18 protein-coding genes are annotated in these 22218 nt (G+C 54.3%); 14 read left to right on the forward strand and 4 right to left on the reverse strand.

Translation table 11 applies throughout. The annotated features are described in order from the left end of the window. Positions 1-146 precede the first annotated feature (146 nt). From pflB to ycaO, 3 genes are all read right to left on the reverse strand, one after another. A complete protein-coding gene (gene pflB / locus PI91_RS10095) occupies positions 147-2429 on the reverse strand; it encodes a formate C-acetyltransferase (protein ID WP_008499975.1) in 2283 nt (760 codons plus the stop codon). A gap of 51 nt (positions 2430-2480) precedes the next feature. Next, on the reverse strand, positions 2481-3338 hold the full coding sequence (focA, locus tag PI91_RS25645; protein WP_008499974.1) for a formate transporter FocA: 858 nt from the start codon (positions 3336-3338) through the stop codon (positions 2481-2483). A 406-nt stretch (positions 3339-3744) separates the two neighbouring features. After that, a complete protein-coding gene (ycaO, locus tag PI91_RS10105) occupies positions 3745-5505 on the reverse strand; it encodes a 30S ribosomal protein S12 methylthiotransferase accessory factor YcaO (protein ID WP_023292885.1) in 1761 nt (586 codons plus the stop codon). A 127-nt stretch (positions 5506-5632) separates the two neighbouring features. Here ycaO and PI91_RS10110 point away from each other — a divergent pair, with 127 nt between their 5' ends. The 13 genes from PI91_RS10110 (at position 5633) to PI91_RS10170 (ending at position 20557) form a co-directional block, all read left to right on the forward strand. After that, a complete protein-coding gene (locus tag PI91_RS10110; protein ID WP_023343682.1) occupies positions 5633-6325 on the forward strand; it encodes a DUF421 domain-containing protein in 693 nt (230 codons plus the stop codon). 162 nt (positions 6326-6487) lie between these two features. Then, positions 6488-7576, forward strand: a complete 1089-nt coding sequence (gene serC / locus PI91_RS10115; protein WP_021240877.1) for a 3-phosphoserine/phosphohydroxythreonine transaminase — start codon at positions 6488-6490, stop codon at positions 7574-7576. Positions 7577-7645: 69 nt separating this feature from the next. Continuing rightward, positions 7646-8929 (forward strand): 3-phosphoshikimate 1-carboxyvinyltransferase, encoded by a 1284-nt coding sequence (gene aroA, locus PI91_RS10120; RefSeq protein ID WP_039266074.1) that lies wholly within the window; start codon positions 7646-7648, stop codon positions 8927-8929. Positions 8930-9113: 184 nt separating this feature from the next. Then, complete coding sequence (gene cmk, locus PI91_RS10125; RefSeq protein ID WP_008499967.1) at positions 9114-9797, forward strand: (d)CMP kinase; 684 nt, start codon at positions 9114-9116, stop codon at positions 9795-9797. 111 nt (positions 9798-9908) lie between these two features. Beyond that, positions 9909-11582 carry a 30S ribosomal protein S1 gene (gene rpsA / locus PI91_RS10130; RefSeq protein WP_008499966.1) on the forward strand — a complete coding sequence of 558 codons (1674 nt, stop codon included), beginning with the start codon at positions 9909-9911 and terminating at the stop codon, positions 11580-11582. A 170-nt stretch (positions 11583-11752) separates the two neighbouring features. After that, complete coding sequence (ihfB, locus tag PI91_RS10135) at positions 11753-12040, forward strand: integration host factor subunit beta (RefSeq protein ID WP_008499965.1); 288 nt, start codon at positions 11753-11755, stop codon at positions 12038-12040. Between the two features lie 213 nt (positions 12041-12253). Continuing rightward, positions 12254-14518 carry a ComEC family protein gene (locus PI91_RS10140; RefSeq protein ID WP_039266075.1) on the forward strand — a complete coding sequence of 755 codons (2265 nt, stop codon included), beginning with the start codon at positions 12254-12256 and terminating at the stop codon, positions 14516-14518. 35 nt (positions 14519-14553) lie between these two features. After that, positions 14554-16302 (forward strand): lipid A ABC transporter ATP-binding protein/permease MsbA, encoded by a 1749-nt coding sequence (gene msbA / locus PI91_RS10145; protein WP_008499963.1) that lies wholly within the window; start codon positions 14554-14556, stop codon positions 16300-16302. Further along, a complete protein-coding gene (gene lpxK, locus PI91_RS10150; RefSeq protein WP_039266076.1) occupies positions 16299-17276 on the forward strand; it encodes a tetraacyldisaccharide 4'-kinase in 978 nt (325 codons plus the stop codon). Before msbA ends, lpxK begins: the two co-directional genes overlap by 4 nt. Before the next feature lie 44 nt (positions 17277-17320). Then, positions 17321-18550, forward strand: coding sequence for a winged helix-turn-helix domain-containing protein (locus PI91_RS10155; protein WP_025912939.1), 1230 nt, complete (start codon positions 17321-17323; stop codon positions 18548-18550). Positions 18551-18595: 45 nt separating this feature from the next. Next, complete coding sequence (gene ycaR, locus PI91_RS10160) at positions 18596-18778, forward strand: protein YcaR (protein ID WP_006174474.1); 183 nt, start codon at positions 18596-18598, stop codon at positions 18776-18778. Next, the gene (gene kdsB, locus PI91_RS10165; RefSeq protein ID WP_008499959.1) at positions 18775-19521 is read left to right on the forward strand and encodes a 3-deoxy-manno-octulosonate cytidylyltransferase; all 747 of its coding nucleotides are present in this window, start codon (positions 18775-18777) and stop codon (positions 19519-19521) included. Before ycaR ends, kdsB begins: the two co-directional genes overlap by 4 nt. Before the next feature lie 142 nt (positions 19522-19663). After that, entirely contained in the window at positions 19664-20557 is an 894-nt protein-coding gene (locus tag PI91_RS10170; protein WP_008499958.1) for a YcbJ family phosphotransferase, read from the forward strand. Here PI91_RS10170 and elyC read toward each other — a convergent pair. Beyond that, positions 20534-21313, reverse strand: coding sequence for an envelope biogenesis factor ElyC (gene elyC, locus PI91_RS10175; protein WP_039266077.1), 780 nt, complete (start codon positions 21311-21313; stop codon positions 20534-20536). The two genes, PI91_RS10170 and elyC, sit on opposite strands and share 24 nt — an antisense overlap. Before the next feature lie 124 nt (positions 21314-21437). On the opposite strand from elyC, the gene cmoM reads away from it, so the two are divergent. Next, positions 21438-22217: a tRNA uridine 5-oxyacetic acid(34) methyltransferase CmoM gene (cmoM, locus tag PI91_RS10180; RefSeq protein ID WP_008499956.1), complete on the forward strand. Its 780-nt coding sequence runs from the start codon at positions 21438-21440 to the stop codon at positions 22215-22217. Position 22218: the final 1 nt, after the last annotated feature.

Genomic DNA, 22218 nt, shown 5'->3' on the forward strand with positions numbered 1-22218 from the left:
CGGCTGTGTTAAGTCTGTTTTGGCTGTTATCCATTCAGTATAGATAGCGGACAAAAGAGACTGAGGTGGAGAGGGTGCTAAAAAGGCCCCACTGACGTGGAGCCTTTATTGTACGCTTTTTAACGCGTGATTTCAGTCAATTCCACTTACATGGACTGAGTGAAAGTACGGGTAATAACGTCCTGCTGCTGTTCTTTCGTCAGGGAGTTAAAACGTACTGCGTAGCCAGATACGCGGATGGTCAGCTGAGGATATTTCTCAGGGTGTTCCATCGCATCGAGCAGCATTTCACGGTTCATCACGTTCACGTTCAGGTGCTGACCACCTTCGATGGACGCTTCGTGGTGGAAGTAACCATCCATCAGACCCGCGAGGTTAGTTTTACGCACTTCGTCGTCTTTACCCAGCGCATTTGGCACGATAGAGAAGGTGTAGGAGATACCATCTTTCGCGTAAGCAAACGGCAGTTTAGCGACAGAAGTCAGAGAGGCAACCGCACCTTTCTGGTCACGACCGTGCATTGGGTTTGCACCTGGGCCGAATGGCGCGCCAGCACGACGACCGTCTGGGGTGTTACCGGTTTTCTTACCATACACAACGTTAGAGGTGATGGTCAGAACAGACTGAGTCGGGATAGCGTTACGGTAGGTAGTCAGTTTCTGAATTTTCTTCATGAAACGTTCTACCAGGTCAACCGCCATGTCATCAACGCGAGAATCGTTGTTACCAAACTGCGGATATTCGCCTTCGATTTCGAAGTCGATAGCCAGACCGTCTTCGTCACGAATTGGTTTAACTTTCGCATATTTGATTGCAGACAGGGAGTCAGCAGCAACGGACAGACCTGCGATACCACACGCCATGGTGCGGATAACGTCACGGTCGTGCAGCGCCATCAGAGAGGCTTCGTAGCTGTACTTGTCGTGCATGTAGTGGATAACGTTCAGCGCAGTGACGTACTGTTTCGCCAGCCAGTCCATGAAGTGGTCCATGCGTTCCATGACTTCGTCATAGTTCAGCACATCGCCTTTGATCGGCTCAGACTTAGGACCAACCTGCATTTTCAGTTTTTCATCAACGCCGCCGTTGATTGCGTACAGCATGGTTTTCGCCAGGTTTGCACGCGCACCGAAGAACTGCATTTGCTTACCAACAACCATTGGGCTTACGCAGCAAGCGATAGCGTAATCGTCGTTGTTGAAGTCCGGACGCATCAGGTCATCGTTCTCGTACTGCAGAGAAGAGGTGTCGATGGACACTTTAGCGGCGAATTTCTTGAAGTTCAGAGGCAGTTTTTCAGACCACAGAACGGTGATGTTCGGCTCCGGAGAAGGACCCATGGTGTACAGGGTGTTCAGGAAGCGGAAGCTGTTTTTGGTCACCAGAGTACGGCCGTCAACGCCCATACCGCCGATGGATTCAGTTGCCCAGATTGGGTCACCGGAGAACAGCTCATCGTATTCAGGGGTACGCAGGAAGCGAACCATACGCAGTTTCATGACCAGGTGGTCAATCATTTCCTGAGCGTCTTGCTCGGTGATTTTGCCTGCTTTCAGGTCACGTTCGATATAGGCATCCAGGAAGGTGGATACACGACCGAAGGACATTGCTGCGCCGTTCTGAGATTTAACTGCGGCCAGGTAGCCGAAGTAGGTCCACTGGATAGCTTCCTGAGCGTTGGTAGCAGGACCAGAGATATCGCAGCCGTATTTAGCCGCCATCTCTTTGATCTGACCCAGCGCGCGGTGCTGTTCAGCGATCTCTTCACGCAGACGGATAGTCGCTTCCAGGTTTACGCCGTTTTCCAGATCGGACTGCAGGGAAACAAACTGCGCGTACTTGTCTTTCATCAGGAAGTCGATACCGTACAGCGCAACGCGACGGTAGTCACCGATGATACGGCCACGGCCATATGCATCTGGCAGACCAGTCAGAACGCCAGATTTACGGCAGTTCAGAATGTCTTTGGTGTAAACATCGAATACGCCCTGGTTGTGGGTTTTGCGGTATTCGGTGAAGATTTTTTTCAGCATTGGGTCCAGCTCGCGGTTATACGCTTTGCAGGAACCTTCAACCATTTTAATACCACCGAACGGGATGATTGCGCGTTTCAGTGGTGCTTCAGTCTGCAGACCAACGATTTTCTCAAGGGCTTTGTTGATATAGCCAGCATCGTGAGAAGTGATGGTGGAAGCAACGGAGGTGTCAAAATCAACTGGCGCGTGAGTGCGGTTTTCCAGTTTAACGCCTTCCATTACGCTGTCCCACAGCTTGGTGGTCGCGTCAGTTGCGCCAGCCAGGAAGGATTCGTCACCTTCATACGGGGTATAGTTTTTCTGAATGAAGTCACGTACGTTTACTTCATTCTGCCAGTCACCTTTCGCAAAACCTTCCCAGGCTGTGGCTAACTTTTCATTAAGCTCGGACATGTAACACCTACCTTCTTAAGTGGATTTTTTATTTACTGCCTGAGAAAACCATCAATGATGATCGTCGCCACGCAGGTAAATGACCCAGTATGTCAACCCAACTAACAGACCCCCACCGATAATGTTCCCGATAGTGACAGGGATCAGGTTATCAGTAATGAAATTCATAATAGTCAGGTGAGAGAAACTTTCCGGGGATGAACCAACTGCGGTCCAGAACTCCGGGCTCGCAAAGTCGCGGATAACAATGCCCATTGGGATCATGAACATATTCGCGATACTGTGCTCAAAGCCGCTGGCAACGAACATCGCAACCGGCAGAACCATAATTAAGGCTTTGTCCATCAGGCTACGACCCGAGTAGCTCATCCATACAGCCAGGCAGACCATCAGGTTCGCGAGGATGCCGAGAGCAACGGCTTCGATAAATGTATGGTGCATTTTGTGGTCGGCAGTTTGCAGGACGTTAAGGCCCCAGCCACCGTTGGCGGTCATGTACTCGCCAGAAAGCCACATCAACAAAACAAAGAGCAGACAGCCAACCAGGTTACCCACGTAAACATTAAGCCAGTTACGTGCCAGCTGACCCCAGGTAATTCTTCCGCTCGCCTTTGCCACGACAATCAGCACCGTTGAGGTGAAGAGGTCGGCGCCGCAAATAACGCAAAGAATCAGACCCAGTGAGAAACAAATGCCGCCAATCAGTTTGGCCATGCCGAAAGGCATTCCGGCAGTACCGGTAGTGGCGGTGATGTAGAAGACGAAAGCGATAGAGATGAACACACCAGCCGTGATCGCCAGATAGAACGTCTTCATCGGGTGTTTCGTTGCTTTATAGACACCTGCTTCTTCGGCAACTTTGGCCATCGCAGCAGGGAGTAAAAGATCAAAAGGGTTGTCAGCTTTCACACTAACTCTCTCTTTATTAAGTCGGCGACGAGATACTAACAAAGCATTATAGAAGAGAAATTGATATAGATCATATCTCGCCTGGCTTATAGGCCCGCAATGTGTATGGATTTACAGCAAATGCGGAGTAAGTGTTTGATTATCCGTATAAAAATAAATTTTAAAAGTTATGAAAAGAGTTGAATTTTTTCGTTCAGCCACCTCTTTATCAGTTAATTAATATGGAGTATTAACCATAAAAAGTAACAGTAAAGCCCAGATCAATATTATTATATTTACCCGTGTTTAACTTTATTATTACAATCAACAATCATTGCCGAAGGAAATAAAAAAAGGGGCAATGAAATTGCCCCGTAATATAGCCCAGACGATTGAATACGCCTACTGCTGGTAATGTTATGTGCGCTTATTTTGACCAGTAAGCGGCTTTTGCTTTCTGCAGCTTTTCGTAGGCCTTCAGCAGTGACTGATGCGCCGGGAAGGCTTTCAGATCGCTATCAACGGCCTGCAGGCCATAGAACGGCGCTTCGCCGCTCAGGGCTGCGCTGGCTGCTTCAACGGCCTCAGCGCCGTACATGCGCACGAAAGCATTCAGATATTGCAGCGGTTCGCGATCCTCTTCCTGTGCAAGCAGCAGCAGGGTTTGCAGGCAGCGGTAATAGTTGGTGCGCTCGGCAGAGAAGACCGACTGGTTGAACTCCATGGTCCACTCGGTCCAGGCCAGGGCCTGATCCAGATCGCCGCCCGCCAGGGCCAGCATCGCTTTCAACTCACCGATGCGCAGGGTGTACCAGCCGTTGTCTTTACCGGTCGCCAGGCCCAGGAGTTCGCGTACGCGGGTGAAATCATCGTGGCCTTCTTCGTCCAACTGGGCGATCAGGTTCAGATAATCTTCTTTCTCCCATTCGCTGCCCGGCAGAGCCAGCAGCGTTTCTCGCAGGTGCGCGCCCATGCTGTTGTTTGCCAGCCACAGATCTTCCGCCGGATAGATATCAGACATGCCAGGCACGATGATGCGGCACGCGTAAACGCCCAGGTGCTCGTAATCGGCAATGTACACTTCCTGGTCTTCCGCGTTAAAGATCGCCATCAGCGTCGCGAACTCTTCTTCCGTGGTACCGGCAAAGCTCCAGTCCACGAACGGATAGTCCGCGTCCTGCTTGAACATATCCCAGGAAATTAAGCCGCTGGAATCGATGAAGTGGGTTTCGAGGTTGGTATGCTCGGCCACTTCTTCATCGTCAAACGTTGGCGGCGTAAACACGTCGAGATCTTTCAGGCTACGGCCCTGGAGCAGCTCGGTAACGGTACGCTCCAGCGCCACGCCGAAGTCCGGGTGCGCGCCGAAGGAGGCGAAGCAGGTGCCGTTGGTCGGGTTAAACAGCACGACGCAGATCACTGGATACTTGCCGCCCAGCGAGCCGTCATACGCAAAGATTGGGAAACCTTCTGCTTCCAGCTTGGCGATGGATTCCACCACGCCCGGGTAGCGCGCCAGCACCTCTGCCGGAATTTCAGGCAGGCTGATGGATTCGGCAATAATGCGGTTTTTGATATGACGCTCGAAGACTTCAGACAGCCCCTGCACGCGCGCTTCATTGCGGGTGTTACCGGCGGACATGCCGTTAGACACATACAGGTTGCCGACAATGTTCATCGGAATATAGACGGTCTGCTCGTCAGATTGACGGGTAAACGGCAGGGCGCAAATACCGCGATCGTCGTTGCCGGACTGCAGATCGATCAGCATGCTGGCGGTCAGTTCGTTTTCCGGATCGTAGAAGGCACGCAGGCGCGCGTCGAGAATTCCTTCCGGCAGTTCATCGTCTTCGGTCAGCGGGAACCATTTTTCGTTCGGATAGTGAACGAACGGGCCGTTGGCGATGGTTTCGCCCAGCCAGAAGTCAGCAAAGAAATAGTTGGTGGACAGACGCTCAAAATACTCACCCAGCGCGGAGGCCAGTGCCGCTTTTTTTGTCGCGCCTTTACCGTTGGTAAAGCACAGGGCACAGTCTTTATCGCGAATATGCACAGACCAGACATGAGGCACCGGATTGAGCCAGGAGGCTTCTTCGATGTTAAAACCCAGGTCGGTCAGTTTCTGCTGGAAGCGAGCGATGGAATCTTCCAGAGCGGCGTCTTTGCCGGGGATAAACGTTTGAGTCATGGCGTTCACTTTTATCGTACGTAAAGCGCGCAATGATACGGGTTTTGCGTGACGGGTGCTATCTCCGGCGAAAATAAAAGACTGGGCTATGCTTACTGCCAGTAACTCACTGTTAAGGCATAGAAAAATGAAAGCATTCGATCTCCAGCGGATGGCGTTTGATAAAGTCCCTCCTGAATTTTTAGGCGAAGTGGCGCTGCGTAGTCTGTATACCTTCGTTCTGGTCTTCCTGTTTCTTAAAATCACCGGTCGTCGCGGCGTGCGGCAGATGTCGCTTTTTGAAGTGTTGATCATCCTGACGCTGGGTTCCGCGGCGGGGGATGTCGCCTTCTATGATGATGTGCCGATGGTGCCGGTATTTATCGTTTTTGTCACCCTGGCGCTGCTTTACCGCCTTGTCATGTGGCTAATGTCGAAAAGTGAAAAGCTGGAAGATCTGCTTGAAGGGAAGCCGGTCGTTATCGTCGAGGACGGTCAGCTGGCCTGGGAAAACGTTCAGAGCGCCAATATGACCGAGTTTGAGTTCTTTATGGAGCTACGCCTCAACAGCGTGGAACAGCTCGGGCAGGTGCGTCTGGCGATCATGGAGACCAACGGGCAGATCAGCGTCTATTACTATTCTGACGATGAGGTGAGGCCGGGACTGTGCATCCTGCCGGATATGCTGGTCGAGCGTTTCAGAACCGTACCGGAATCAGGCGAGTATGCCTGCGTGAGATGTAGCCATGTAGTCGCGATGCAGCCGGGGGATCGTCAATTATGCCCCCGCTGTGCAAATCCGGAATGGACGAAGGTTAGCCGGGCTAAACGCATCACCTGACAGCCATTTTGTCGGTTTTGTCCTGGCGAGGCGGCAGATTGTTTTGTGTGACGTGGGGCACATTTCACGGGTCATAAGTTTTAGACATTGCGGCGCGTGTCACTGAATGATAAAACCGATATCCACAGTTATAACTTATGGCTTTTAGCGTGGTGAGGGGAAATGGCTCAAGTCTTTAATTTCAGTTCAGGTCCGGCAATGTTACCGGCAGACGTGCTTAAACAGGCTCAACAGGAACTTTGTGACTGGAACGGTCTGGGAACGTCGGTGATGGAAATCAGCCACCGGGGTAAAGAGTTTATTCAGGTGGCGGAAGAGGCAGAAAAGGATTTTCGCGATCTGCTGAATATTCCCTCGAACTACAAAGTATTGTTCTGTCACGGCGGCGGGCGCGGCCAGTTTGCAGGCGTACCGCTAAACATCCTGGGCGATAAAACGACGGCAGACTACGTTGACGCAGGCTACTGGGCGGCCAGTGCGGTGAAAGAAGCGCACAAATACTGCACGCCGAATGTGATTGACGCCAAAGTGACCGTTGACGGCCTGCGCGCCGTGAAGCCAATGAGCGAATGGCAGCTTTCTGATAACGCAGCGTATCTGCACTACTGCCCGAACGAAACCATTGACGGGATTGCCATCGACGAGACGCCGAACTTCGGTAAAGACGTCGTGGTTGCCGCTGACTTCTCCTCCACCATTCTTTCTGCACCAATTGACGTCAGCCGTTATGGCGTGATCTACGCGGGCGCGCAGAAAAATATCGGCCCTGCAGGCCTGACGATTGTTATCGTGCGTGAAGACCTGCTGGGTAAAGCGCATACATCGTGCCCGTCCATTCTTGATTACACCGTGCTGAACGACAACGATTCTATGTTCAACACCCCACCGACGTTTGCCTGGTACCTCTCCGGCCTGGTCTTCAAATGGCTGAAGCAAAACGGCGGCGTTGCGCAGATGGACAAAGTGAATCAGCAGAAAGCCGAACTGCTGTATGGCGTGATCGACAAGAGCGATTTCTACCGCAACGACGTGGCGAAAGCTAACCGTTCCCGCATGAACGTGCCGTTCCAGCTGGCGGACAGCAACCTGGATAAAGTGTTCCTGGAAGAGTCCTTCGCGGCCGGCCTGCACGCGCTGAAAGGTCACCGTGTCGTGGGCGGCATGCGTGCCTCCATCTATAACGCGATGCCGCTGGAAGGCGTTAAAGCGCTGACCGATTTCATGATCGACTTCGAACGTCGCCACGGTTAATTGCGCTGTTTTCACCCCCGTAGCCCTGCTGCGGGGTTTTTATTATGTTGAGTTGAGAGTTAAGTTTTCATGGAATCCCTGACGTTACAACCTATCGCGCGGGTAGATGGCACCATTAATCTGCCTGGTTCAAAAAGTGTCTCGAACCGCGCTCTGCTGCTGGCAGCACTGGCAAACGGCACCACCGTCCTTACAAACCTGCTGGACAGCGATGACGTGCGCCATATGCTCAATGCGCTGAAAGCGTTGGGCGTTCATTACACTCTCTCCGACGATCGTACCCGCTGCGAAGTGACCGGCAACGGCGGCGCGCTGCAGACGGGTGAAGAGCTTGAGCTGTTTCTGGGCAACGCGGGTACCGCGATGCGTCCGCTGGCGGCGGCCCTGTGCCTGGGGCGCAACAACATTGTGCTGACCGGCGAGCCGCGCATGAAAGAGCGTCCGATTGGCCATCTGGTGGATGCCCTGCGTCAGGGCGGCGCGCAGATCGAGTATCTGGAGCAGGAAAATTATCCGCCACTGCGTCTGCGCGGGGGCTTTGCCGGCGGTCACGTCGAGGTGGACGGCAGCGTCTCCAGCCAGTTCCTGACCGCACTGCTGATGACCGCGCCGCTGGCACCGCAGGATACGGTTATCACGATTAAAGGCGAGCTGGTCTCCAAACCGTATATTGATATCACGCTGCACCTGATGAAAACCTTCGGCGTTGAGGTGGAAAACCAGTCTTATCAGCGTTTTGTCGTGCGTGGGGCGCAGCAGTACCAGTCTCCGGGCAGCTATCTTGTTGAAGGCGACGCCTCGTCGGCATCTTACTTCCTGGCTGCAGGCGCGATCAAAGGCGGTACCGTGAAGGTGACCGGTATTGGCCGCAACAGCGTGCAGGGTGACATTCGTTTTGCGGACGTGCTGGAAAAAATGGGCGCGGTTGTGACCTGGGGTGATGACTTCATTTCCTGTACCCACGGCGAGCTGAAGGCCATCGACATGGACATGAACCATATTCCGGATGCGGCGATGACCATTGCCACGGCGGCGCTGTTTGCAAAAGGCACCACCACGCTGCGTAACATCTACAACTGGCGCGTAAAAGAGACTGACCGTCTGTTTGCGATGGCGACTGAGCTGCGTAAAGTCGGCGCTGAGGTGGAAGAGGGCGAAGACTACATTCGCGTCACGCCTCCTGCAAAACTGCAGGTTGCCGAGATCGGCACCTACAACGATCACCGTATGGCGATGTGCTTCTCGCTGGTGGCACTGTCCGACACGCCTGTGACCATTCTCGATCCGAAATGTACGGCGAAAACGTTCCCGGACTACTTTGAACAGCTGGCACGCATTAGCACGCTGGCCTGATGACGCTTGCCGCATCACCTGATGCGGCATTTCCTTACGCTTCCTGACGAACACTTCCGTTCATTTCTTCTACACTCTGCTTCAATCAATCCGTAATTTGCACGCAAAGGTAACAGTTGCGCACGTTGACGCGTATAATGCGCGGCGTTCATGTAAACGGTATGCCTTATTTAAGGAGAAAAAGATGACGGCAATTGCCCCGGTAATCACCATTGACGGGCCGAGTGGCGCAGGGAAAGGGACTCTGTGCAAAGCGATGGCGGAAGCATTGCAATGGCATCTTTTAGATTCGGGAGCAATCTATCGCGTGCTGGCCCTGGCTGCGCTGCATCATCATGTGGACGTGGCGTCAGAAGAAGCGCTGGTTCCGCTGGCTGCGCATCTTGATGTGCGTTTCGTGTCGACCAATGGCAACCTGGAAGTCATCCTTGAAGGGGAAGACGTGAGCGGGGAAATCCGTACTCAGGAAGTGGCGAATGCGGCCTCTCAGGTAGCGGCCTTCCCGCGCGTTCGTGAGGCGCTGTTACGTCGTCAGCGCGCGTTCCGTGAAGCACCGGGTTTGATCGCGGACGGACGCGATATGGGAACCGTGGTATTCCCTGATGCACCTGTGAAAATTTTCCTTGACGCCTCTTCGGAAGAACGCGCTCAACGCCGCATGCTTCAGTTGCAGGAAAAGGGGTTTAGTGTTAACTTTGATCGCCTTTTATCCGAGATAAAAGAGCGCGATGACCGCGATCGTAACCGCGCCGTCGCCCCACTTGTTCCAGCAGAAGATGCATTAGTTCTGGATTCAACCAGTTTAACTATTGAGCAAGTGATTGAAAAAGCGCTACAATATGCGCGCCAAAAACTGGCACTCGCGTAATCGCGACCGATTTAGCAGTACCCCCGCTGCAATGGATTGACGGCGGGTATGTGAAACAACCCCATCCGGCATGGAGCCAGGTGGACGTTAATATTAACCTGAAGATTAAACATGACTGAATCTTTTGCTCAACTGTTTGAAGAATCCTTAAAAGAAATCGAAACCCGCCCGGGTTCCATCGTTCGCGGTGTTGTTGTTGCTATCGACAAAGACGTAGTACTGGTTGACGCCGGTCTGAAATCTGAGTCCGCCATTCCGGCAGAGCAGTTCAAAAACGCCCAGGGCGAGCTGGAAATCCAGGTTGGCGACGAAGTTGACGTTGCTCTGGACGCAGTAGAAGACGGCTTCGGTGAAACCCTGCTTTCTCGTGAGAAAGCGAAACGTCACGAAGCATGGATCACGCTGGAAAAAGCTTACGAAGAAGCTGAAACTGTGGTCGGTGTTATCAACGGCAAAGTTAAAGGTGGCTTCACTGTTGAGCTGAATGGTATTCGTGCGTTCCTGCCAGGTTCTCTGGTAGACGTTCGTCCAGTTCGTGACACCCTGCACCTGGAAGGCAAAGAGCTTGAGTTCAAAGTAATCAAGCTGGACCAGAAGCGTAACAACGTTGTTGTTTCCCGTCGTGCCGTTATCGAATCCGAAAACAGCGCAGAACGCGATCAGCTGCTGGAAAACCTGCAGGAAGGCATGGAAGTCAAAGGTATCGTTAAGAACCTCACTGACTACGGCGCATTCGTTGACCTGGGCGGCGTTGATGGCCTGCTGCACATCACCGACATGGCGTGGAAACGCGTTAAGCACCCAAGCGAAATCGTGAACGTGGGCGACGAAATCACTGTTAAAGTGCTGAAGTTCGACCGCGAGCGTACTCGTGTATCCCTCGGCCTGAAACAGCTGGGCGAAGATCCATGGGTAGCTATCGCTAAGCGTTACCCAGAAGGGACTAAACTGACTGGTCGCGTAACCAACCTGACTGACTACGGCTGCTTCGTTGAAATCGAAGAAGGCGTTGAAGGTCTGGTGCACGTTTCCGAAATGGACTGGACCAACAAAAACATCCACCCATCCAAAGTTGTTAACGTTGGTGATGTAGTGGAAGTGATGGTTCTGGATATCGACGAAGAACGTCGTCGTATCTCCCTGGGCCTGAAGCAGTGCAAAAACAACCCATGGCAGCAGTTCGCGGAAACCCACAACAAGGGCGACCGTGTTGAAGGTAAAATCAAGTCTATCACTGACTTCGGTATCTTCATCGGCCTGGACGGCGGCATCGATGGCCTGGTTCACCTGTCTGACATCTCCTGGAACGTTGCAGGCGAAGAAGCAGTTCGTGAATACAAAAAAGGCGACGAAATCGCTGCAGTTGTTCTGCAGGTTGACGCAGAGCGTGAGCGTATCTCCCTGGGCGTTAAACAGCTCGCAGAAGATCCGTTCAACAACTGGGTTGCACTGAACAAGAAAGGCGCAATCGTAAACGGTAAAGTCACTGCAGTTGACGCGAAAGGCGCAACCGTAGAACTGGCTGACGGCGTTGAAGGTTACCTGCGCGCTTCTGAAGCTTCCCGTGACCGTGTTGAAGATGCCACTCTGGTTCTGAACGTAGGCGACGACGTTGAAGCTAAGTTCACCGGTGTTGACCGTAAGAACCGTGCAATCAGCCTGTCTGTTCGTGCTAAAGACGAAGCTGATGAGAAAGATGCAATCGCAACTGTTAACAAACAGGAAGATGCAAACTTCTCTAACAACGCAATGGCTGAAGCTTTCAAAGCAGCTAAAGGCGAGTAATATCAGGTTCTCAGCATCATTTGCGCTGTAACGCATTTACAGCGCGAAGGATGAGGAGCAAACTTGACAGATTACAGGATTCGTCCTGTAATCAATAACAAAGGGCGGCTACGGCCGCCCTTGTTTAATGAGCTGTTCAGCTAATTGGTTTGAAAGGAACCGGAGGAAACATGACCAAGTCAGAATTGATTGAAAGACTTGCCAGTCAGCAACCGCATATCCCTGCCAAGGCAGTGGAAGATGCCGTAAAAGAGATGCTGGAGCATATGGCCTCCACTCTTGCCCAGGGCGAGCGCATTGAAATCCGCGGTTTCGGTAGTTTTTCTCTGCACTATCGTGCTCCACGTACCGGGCGTAACCCGAAAACTGGCGATAAAGTCGAACTGGAAGGTAAGTACGTTCCACACTTTAAGCCGGGTAAAGAACTGCGCGATCGCGCCAATATTTACGGCAACTGAGTTTAGCCAGCCGGTTAAACTGGGTTCGAAAGAAAGCACCTGCGGGTGCTTTTTTTGTCGCTGTCGCTTTCTTTCTCAAGGTGCCCCGCATTTTCCGTTTCGTTTTCTGCAACCCGTTAAATACCTTGCTGCGCTTGCCGTAAATCGTATTCTTCACACCTGACGACCGCTCAGCCTGCTTGCATACTGCCACCCTGAAACAGGGAGGTAGCAATGGGAATTCCCGCGCTTAGCATCTGCGCCATTCTGGCGATAGTTCCGTTACTCTGGTTACCTGAACTGCCTTCCCCCAACACCGTTTGGGTAATGATGGCTGGCGGGCTAGCGCTTGCTGCATGGCAAAACAGTCGACTGAAGTATGCGGGTATGACGCTGTTATTGTGTGCCTGGGGCATTTTTGCCGCGCAGGAGAGCATCTGGCCGATGCAGCATTTAACAACGGGGGCCGTGCAGGCTGAGATAGAGCTCACCGCGACCGACGGCGCCACTCAACATCAGGGAAGCATTCTAAGCGTCAATGGCAAGCGCTGGTGGGCCTCTACCGGCGTAACGCTGTATGGCAATTATCTGCCGCAAAAGGCGTGTGCAGGGCAGCGCTGGAGCGTGACGCTCAGGCTCAGGCCTGCACACGGCGAACTCAACGACGGCGGTTATGATTCTCAGCGCAGCGCTTTTGCCCGACATCAAACGCTGAGCGGGCGCTTCACCCGTGCGGAGATCGTCGACGGGCGCTGCAGCCTGCGAGCGCAATATCTGATGTCGCTGCAAAACCGACTTTCAGCTTACCGATGGGGAGCGGTTATCCTGGGGCTTGGGATGGGAGAACGCCTGGAAGTATCCCATGAAATAAAAGACCTGATGCGGGAAACCGGCACGCTGCATCTGATGGCGATTTCGGGTCTGCATATCGCGCTGGCAGCCTCTCTCGTCTGGTTACTTGCTCGTGGACTCCAGTTTTTATTACCCAGCCACCGCGTCCACTGGCAAATGCCTCTCCTTGCCGGGTTGTTCTTTGCTGCTTTCTACGCCTGGCTTACCGGTCTGCAACCGCCTGCGCTGAGGACGATCATCGCCCTTGCGGTGCTTGCTCTGTTGCGGATTACTGGCCGTCAATGGTCTCCCTGGCAGGTTTGGAGCTGCTGCATCGCGGCGATACTGATTAACGATCCCCTAGCCGTACTTTCGCAGAGTCTGGTTCTGTCAGCCTTTGCCGTCGCCGCGCTGATTTTCTGGTTTCAGTGGCTGCCTCTTCCCGACTGGAATTGGACACGACGGATGCGGCCGCTACTGAACCTGATTTATCTGCAGATCGGGATGTTGCTGCTGCTCATGCCGTTACAGGTTCTGATTTTCCATGGCTTCAGCTTCTCCTCCCTTGTCGCGAATCTCTTTGCCGTTCCCCTGGTAACCTTTGTCTCCGTCCCGCTGATCCTGCTCGGTATGCTGCTCCATTTGTTACCGCTGGCTGCGGTAGAAAGTGCCATCTGGTTTGCCGCCGATAAGTCGCTTGCGGGACTCTTCTGGCTACTGATGCGCCTGCCAGATGGCTGGCAGAATGTTGATCAACGCTGGCAAATCATGGCATTACTGCCGTGGTTGAGTATTATTGCCTGGCGTTTTCGTGCCTGGAAAACCGTTCCTGCCGTTTGTCTTGCAGGCAGTGTCCTGCTGACATTTCCCCTCTGGCGAGCGGCAAAAAGCGAGAGCTGGACGCTGCATATGCTGGACGTGGGGCAGGGGCTGGCCATGGTCATTGAAAGGCAGGGAAAAGCCATTCTTTATGATACCGGGCTCGCCTGGCCGGACGGAGACAGCGCGCAGCGGTTAATTATTCCCTGGCTTCGCTGGCATCACCTGCGGCCAGACGGGGTGATTCTCAGTCATGAACACCTCGACCATGCAGGAGGCCTCGCGTCGTTGCAAAAAGCATGGCCGGATATATGGGTAAGAAGCCCGTTACGCAGGACGGGACACCGCCCTTGTTTTCGTGGGCAGAAATGGGAATGGCAGGGATTAACCTTCACCGTCCACTGGCCTCCTGAAAATTACCCGGCCCAGGGGAATAACCATTCCTGTGTGGTAAAGGTGGACGACGGGGAGCAAAGCGTTCTGCTAACAGGGGACATTGAAGTGCAGGCGGAACAGGCTATGCTTAGCCATTACTGGCGTCATCTGAGGGCCACGCTCATACAGGTCCCCCATCATGGCAGCAATACCTCGTCTTCATTGCCGCTGGTACAGCGGGTGGAAGGACAGATCGCCCTGGATTCTGCGGCCCGTTATAACGCATGGCACTTCCCGTCGGCAAAAGTCGTTCGACGTTATCGAAAAGAGGGATATATCTGGCACGATACCCCTCATTCAGGACAAATATCGGTGACATTCTCGCAACATCACTGGCAAATCCGGCGCTTGCGAGAGCAAATTTTACCACGTTGGTATCATCAGTGGTTTGGCGCGCCCGTCGATAACGGGTAGAATATGCGGCTATTTCAACAATGCTGGTTTTTTGAATGCATAACGACAAAGATCTCTCCACGTGGCAAACGTTCCGCCGACTCTGGCCGATGATTGCCCCTTTTAAAGCAGGCTTGATCGTGGCGGGTGTAGCGTTAATCCTCAACGCAGCCAGCGATACCTTTATGCTATCGCTTCTCAAACCGTTACTGGACGACGGTTTTGGTAAAACGGATCGCTCAGTGCTGCTATGGATGCCTCTGGTGGTTATCGGACTGATGATCTTACGCGGTATCACCAGCTATATCTCCAGCTACTGCATTTCCTGGGTATCCGGGAAAGTGGTGATGACCATGCGCCGTCGGCTGTTCAGTCACATGATGGGCATGCCGGTTGCGTTCTTTGACAAGCAGTCAACCGGGACGCTGCTGTCGCGGATCACCTACGACTCCGAGCAGGTTGCCTCTTCCTCTTCCAGCGCGCTGATTACCGTTGTGCGCGAGGGCGCGTCGATTATCGGCCTGTTCGTGATGATGTTCTACTACAGCTGGCAGCTGTCGCTCATCCTTATCGTTCTGGCACCGGTGGTTTCTATTGCTATCCGCGTCGTCTCAAAACGCTTCCGTAATATCAGCAAGAATATGCAGAATACGATGGGGCAGGTGACTACCAGCGCAGAGCAGATGCTGAAAGGGCATAAAGAAGTGCTGATTTTTGGTGGTCAGGACGTTGAAACCAAACGCTTTGATAAAGTGAGCAACAAAATGCGTCTGCAGGGGATGAAAATGGTCTCGGCCTCTTCTATCTCCGACCCGATTATTCAGCTGATTGCCTCACTGGCGCTGGCGTTCGTTCTGTATGCGGCAAGCTTCCCGAGCGTCATGGAGACGCTGACGGCGGGTACCATCACCGTGGTCTTCTCCTCAATGATCGCCCTGATGCGTCCGCTGAAATCACTGACAAACGTCAACGCCCAGTTCCAGCGTGGGATGGCGGCCTGTCAGACCCTGTTCAGCATTCTGGATTCCGAGCAGGAAAAAGATGAAGGCAAACGCGTCATTGAGCGCGCGAACGGTGACGTTGAGTTCCGCAATGTGACCTTTACCTATCCTGGCCGCGAAACACCGGCTCTGCGCAATATCAACCTGACCATTCCGGCGGGGAAAACCGTTGCGCTGGTAGGCCGTTCCGGCTCGGGTAAATCGACCATTGCCAGCCTGATCACCCGTTTCTACGACATTGACGAAGGTGAAATTCTGTTAGACGGTCACGATCTGCGGGAGTATACCCTGCAGTCGCTCCGTAACCAGGTGGCGCTGGTCTCCCAGAACGTGCACCTGTTCAACGATACCGTGGCAAACAATATTGCTTATGCACGCACTGAAGAGTACAGCCGCGAGCAGATTGAGAACGCCGCACGTATGGCCTACGCGATGGACTTTATCAACAAGATGGATAACGGTCTGGATACCATCATCGGCGAGAACGGTGTACTGCTCTCCGGTGGGCAGCGTCAGCGTATCGCCATTGCCCGAGCGCTGCTGCGCGACAGCCCGATACTGATCCTGGACGAAGCGACCTCTGCGCTGGATACGGAATCTGAACGCGCGATTCAGTCGGCGCTGGATGAGCTGCAAAAGAACCGCACCTCGCTGGTGATTGCGCACCGTCTGTCGACTATCGAGCAGGCTGATGAAATCGTCGTGGTTGAGGATGGGGTCATTGTTGAACGCGGAAGCCATGCTGATCTGCTGGAACACCGCGGCGTTTACGCTCAGCTTCATAAGATGCAGTTCGGCGAATGATTGCACGCATCTGGTCCGGTGAATCCCCGCTGTGGCTGCTGCTTTTGCCGCTCTCCTGGCTCTACGGCCTGGTGAGCGGCATTATCCGTCTGCTTTATCGTCTTGGGGTGAAGCGGGCCTGGCGCGCGCCGGTGCCCGTTGTGGTTGTCGGTAATCTTACGGCGGGCGGCAACGGCAAAACGCCGGTGGTGATCTGGCTGGTGGAGCAGTTGCAAAAGCGCGGTATACGCCCGGGCGTGGTATCGCGGGGATATGGTGGTAAAGCGGCGCATTACCCGCTGTTGCTGACGGCGGAAACCACGACGGCTGAAGCGGGTGATGAACCGGTATTGATTTTCCAGCGTACTGGCGCCCCTGTTGCGGTCTCCCCGGTGCGCAGCGATGCCGTCCGGGCCCTGCTTGCCGAACATGCGGTACAGATCATTATCACTGACGATGGTCTGCAGCATTATGCCCTGGCGCGAGATAAAGAGATTGTGGTCATCGACGGGGTTCGCCGTTTTGGGAACGGCTGGTGGTTACCTGCCGGACCCATGCGCGAACGCGCTTCGCGTCTGACGTCCGTTGATGCGGTGATCGTGAACGGTGGTGAGGCGAAAACGGGTGAAATCCCGATGCACCTGCAGCCGGGTCTGGCAATCAACCTGGTGACGGGTGAACGCCGGTCGGTTTCAGAGCTTCCTTCACTGGTAGCGATGGCGGGCATTGGTCATCCGCCGCGCTTCTTCGCGACGCTGGAACAGTGTGGTGCCCGGCTGGAAAAACGCGTTCCGCTGGCCGACCATCAGACGCTGGTGGAAGGGCAGGTCGCTGCCCTGACCGTACCCGGGCAGTCGCTGATCATGACCGAAAAAGATGCGGTGAAATGCCGTGCCTTTGCGAAAGATAACTGGTGGTATCTGCCGGTTGACGCCGAACTCAGCGGTGAGCAGCCGGAACATTTGCTCAAGGAACTGATTGCGTTGGTGCACTAAAGGCTTACGCGGTTCTGGTGGCGCTTTGACTGACAGGAAAACGCATGTCTTTACCGCAACTCTCGCTCTCAGCCGCACGTAATCTCCACCTTGCCGCGCAGGGGCTGCTCAAAAAGCCCCGCCGTCGCGCGCAGCCTGCCGATATTCTCTCTACCGTACAGCGCATGTCGCTACTCCAGATCGACACCATTAATATTGTGGCACGTAGCCCTTACCTGGTGCTGTTCAGCCGCCTGGGGAGCTATCCTTCTCAGTGGCTGGATGAGGCGCTCAGCAAGGGGGAGTTGATGGAGTACTGGGCGCACGAAGCCTGCTTCCTTCCCCGCAGCGATTTTGCCCTTGTGCGTCACCGTATGCTTGCGCCGGAAAAGATGGGCTGGAAATACCGGCAGGCGTGGATGCAGGAACATGCGGCTGAAATAGAGCAGCTCATCGCGCATATTCAGGAAAACGGTCCTGTACGCTCCGCCGATTTTGAACACCCGCGCAAAGGTACAAGCGGCTGGTGGGAGTGGAAGCCGCACAAGCGTCATCTCGAAGGCCTGTTTACCTCAGGCAAAGTCATGGTGATTGAGCGGCGTAATTTTCAGCGTGTCTACGACCTCACGCATCGCGTGATGCCCCACTGGGACGACGAGCGCGACCTGCTTACCCAGGAGGCGGCCGAGGCCATTATGTTAGAAAACAGCGCCCGCAGCCTGGGGATTTTTCGCTCGCAATGGCTGGCAGATTATTATCGCCTGCGCCAGCCCGCGCTGAAACCGCTGCTGGACATGTGGCAACGCGAACAGCGCGTCATTCCCGTTACCGTGGAAACGCTGGGCGAAATGTGGCTACATGCGGATCTCCTCCCGCTATTGCCTCAGGCCCTGGAGGGGAAACTGCAGGCGACCCACAGCGCGGTATTGTCGCCTTTCGACCCGGTCGTCTGGGACAGAAAACGCGCCGAGCAACTCTTTGATTTCAGCTACCGGCTGGAATGTTATACCCCGGCCCCAAAGCGCCAGTATGGCTACTTTGTTTTACCGCTCCTGCATAAGGGGCAGCTGGTCGGGCGCATGGATGCCAAAATGCACCGCAAGACCGGCACGCTTGAAATCATTGCGCTTTATTTGCAAGAGGGCGTCAGGGTGACGGCGAGCCTGGAAAAAGGGTTAACGTCCGCCATTAGCGAATTCGCGCGCTGGCAGGGGGCCGACGACGTGACGCTGGGCCGGGTACCTGACGGATTGTTTACATCCTGTCGAAGTGGCTGGGAAACAGGCACGCCCTGAAAAAGGAATGTGTTAAGCTTTAGCGATTACCCATACGGAGGAACTATGGATCACCGTTTACTTGAAATTATTGCCTGCCCGGTATGCAACGGCAAACTCTACTACAGCCAGGACAAACAAGAGCTCATTTGCAAGCTGGACAGCCTGGCTTTCCCGCTGCGCGACGGTATTCCGGTATTGCTGGAAAACGAAGCCCGTTCCCTGGTGGCAGAAGAGAGCAAACCATGAGTTTTGTTGTCATTATTCCTGCGCGTTACGCTTCAACCCGTCTGCCGGGTAAACCGCTGGTGGATATCAATGGCAAGCCGATGATCGTGCATGTCCTTGAGCGGGCGCGTGAATCCGGTGCTGACCGTGTGATTGTTGCCACCGATCATCCGGATGTCGCTCGTGCGGTTGAGGCGGCAGGCGGTGAGGTATGCATGACCCGCGCAGATCACCAGTCCGGCACCGAGCGTCTGGCGGAAGTGGTTGAGAAATGCGGTTTCAGTGATGATACGGTTATCGTAAACGTGCAGGGTGACGAGCCGATGATCCCCGCTGTCATTATCCGTCAGGTGGCCGAAAACCTGGCGCAGCGTCAGGTTGGAATGGCCACGCTGGCGGTACCCATTCATCATGCAGAAGAAGCTTTCAACCCGAATGCGGTGAAGGTCGTCATGGATGCGGAAGGCTATGCGCTCTATTTCTCCCGTGCCACGATCCCGTGGGATCGCGATCGCTTTGCGCTTTCTAAAGAGACCATCGGTGATACCTTCCTGCGTCATATTGGGATCTACGGCTATCGCGCCGGCTTTATTCGCCGTTATGTGGCCTGGGCCCCGAGTCCGCTGGAGCATATCGAAATGCTGGAGCAGCTCCGCGTGCTCTGGTACGGCGAGAAAATTCACGTTGCCGTTGCTGAGGAAGTCCCCGGCACGGGCGTAGACACCCCTGAAGATCTTGAGCGCGTTCGCGCTGAATTGCGTTAATCTTACCGGCATCTCTCCGTTGGGAGAGATGCATTCTCCGGTTTATTTTTCACTTTCTTTTTCCTGATTGATCTCTTCCGGGTGACATCTTCATTAAGGACGCTCATTATAAAAGCAGTAGTCTTAATGGGGGTAATCTCATATGGAACAGCTGCGTGCCGAACTTAGCCATCTGCTGGGTGAAAAGTTAAGCCGGGTCGAATGCGTGAGTGAAAAAGCCGATACCGCGCTCTGGTCGTTGTACGACAGTGAGGGTAACCCAATGCCGCTGATGGCACGGAGTTTCACGTCACCCGGCGTTGCCAGGCAGCTTGCATGGAAAATGTCGATGCTGGCGCGGGAGGGAACCGTGCGTATGCCAACGGTGTACGGCGTGATGACCCATGAGGAACACCCCGGCCCGGACGTACTGCTGATTGAACGTTTACGTGGTGTACCCGTTGAAGCGCCCGCGCGAACGCCGGAACGCTGGGAACAGCTAAAAGACCAGATTGTCGAGGCGCTGCTGGCGTGGCACCGTCAGGATAGCCGCGGACTTGTCGGGCCGGTCGACAGCACTCAGGAAAATCTCTGGCCGCTGTGGTATCGCCAGCGGGTTGAAGTGCTGTGGGGAACGCTTAACCAGTTCAACAATACCGGTTTAACCATGCAGGACAAACGTATTCTCTTTCGCACCCGGGAGTGTTTACCGGCGCTGTTCGAAGGTTTTAACGATAACTGCGTGCTGATCCACGGTAACTTCACCCTGCGCAGTATGCTGAAAGACCCCCGCAGCGATCAGCTTCTGGCGATGGTGGGGCCGGGGATCATGCTCTGGGCTCCGCGCGAATATGAGCTGTTCAGGCTCAGCGACAGCGGGGCGGCGGAAGGTTTACTGTGGCATTACCTTCAACGCGCCCCCGTTGCGGAAGCGTTTCTCTGGCGGCGCTGGCTCTACCTGCTCTGGGACGAAGTTGCGCAGCTGGTTAACACCGGACGCTTTAATCGCGCAAACTTCGATCTGGCGACTAAATCACTCTTGCCCTGGCTCGCCTGAGGAACCTTTCAGCCACTGCCAGAGGCGTCCGAGCGTCTCATAACCGACGCGATCGCTATGCATCAGCCACATCGGGGACGGGATTACCCGCTCCCACGGATTAAGCGGCGCGTCGATGGCCATCTGGTTCGCCGGTGCGGGAAGCGGGTGCAGGCCCTGTTTTTCAAAGAAAATCATCGCGCGCGGCAGGTGCGAGGCGGAGGTCACCAGTAAGAACGGGGCATCGCCAATCGCCTGCTTCACTGCGGCAGCTTCTTCTTCAGTATCTTTTGGGCTGTCCAACGTGATGATTGAGGAGCGCGGTACGCCGAGTGATTCCGCGACCCGGGCACCCGCTTCCGCCGTACTCACCGGGTTCGTTTTGGCCGCCGCGCCGGTAAAGATCATTTTTGATCCCGGATTCGCCAGCCAGAGGCGAATGCCTTCGTTTAGCCGCGGCAGGCTGTTGTTGATCAGGTTTGAGCTGGGGGCCCAGTCAGGATCCCAGGTATATCCGCCGCCCAGCACCACGATGTACGCCGCTTTCTGATTTCCCTGCCATGTCGGGTACCTGTTTTCGATGGGGCGTAACAGACCATCAGCCACCGGCTGCAGGCTCAGCAGCAGCAGGACCAACCAGCCGAACGTGATCAGCGTTTTGCCACTCTTCTGAAAGCGACTGAACCACACCAGCGCCAGCCCCAGCGCGATGATGATGAGCAGCAGCGGAAGGGGAAGCATCATCCCTCCAATGTATTTCTTAAGGGTAAAAAGCATCCTTTTTGGTTCCTTTTTTGACCATATAGCAGGTGATTGACGGTGATATTACACCAGAGAGGTTCATTCTCCGCGCGGGTGTGACAAAATAGCGGTTTTGCAGTTAGCGAGTGGAACTCTCCCAATGCGGGATCGCAATTTTGATGACATCGCGGAAAAGTTTTCGCGCAACATTTATGGCACCACGAAAGGGCAGCTCCGTCAGACGATCCTCTGGCAGGATCTGGACACCATTCTGGCTACCTTTGGTGGTCAAACGTTGCGCGTGCTGGATGCCGGAGGCGGTGAAGGGCAGACGGCCATAAAAATGGCGGAACGCGGTCATCACGTCACGCTTTGCGATCTTTCTGCTGAAATGGTCGCCCGCGCGACGCGTGCGGCAGAAGAGAAAGGTGTGAGCGACAACATGCATTTTATACAATGCGCCGCTCAGGACATCGCACAGCATTTGGAAACCCAGGTTGATCTGATATTGTTTCATGCGGTGCTGGAGTGGGTTGCCGATCCGCTAAGCGTGTTACAAACCCTGTGGTCGATGTTGCGCCCGGGCGGCACGCTGTCGTTGATGTTCTACAATGCTAACGGCTTCCTGATGCACAACATGGTTGCGGGAAACTTCGACTATGTTCAGGTCGGGATGCCCAAAAAGAAAAAACGCACGCTTTCCCCGGACTATCCGCGCGATCCACAGCAGGTCTATGGCTGGCTGGAAGCGATTGGCTGGCAGATTGTCGGGAAGACGGGCGTCAGGGTGTTTCATGATTATCTGCGTGAAAAACACAAACAGCGTGACTGTTTTGACACCTTAACAGAATTGGAAACGCGGTATTGCCGCCAGGAGCCTTTTGTCAGCCTTGGCCGCTATATTCACGTCACCGCGCACAAGCCGCAGATGCAAGGATAAC

Source organism: Enterobacter sp. FB (genome assembly GCF_000805795.1).
In the GTDB taxonomy this organism is placed as follows: domain Bacteria; phylum Pseudomonadota; class Gammaproteobacteria; order Enterobacterales; family Enterobacteriaceae; genus Enterobacter; species Enterobacter roggenkampii.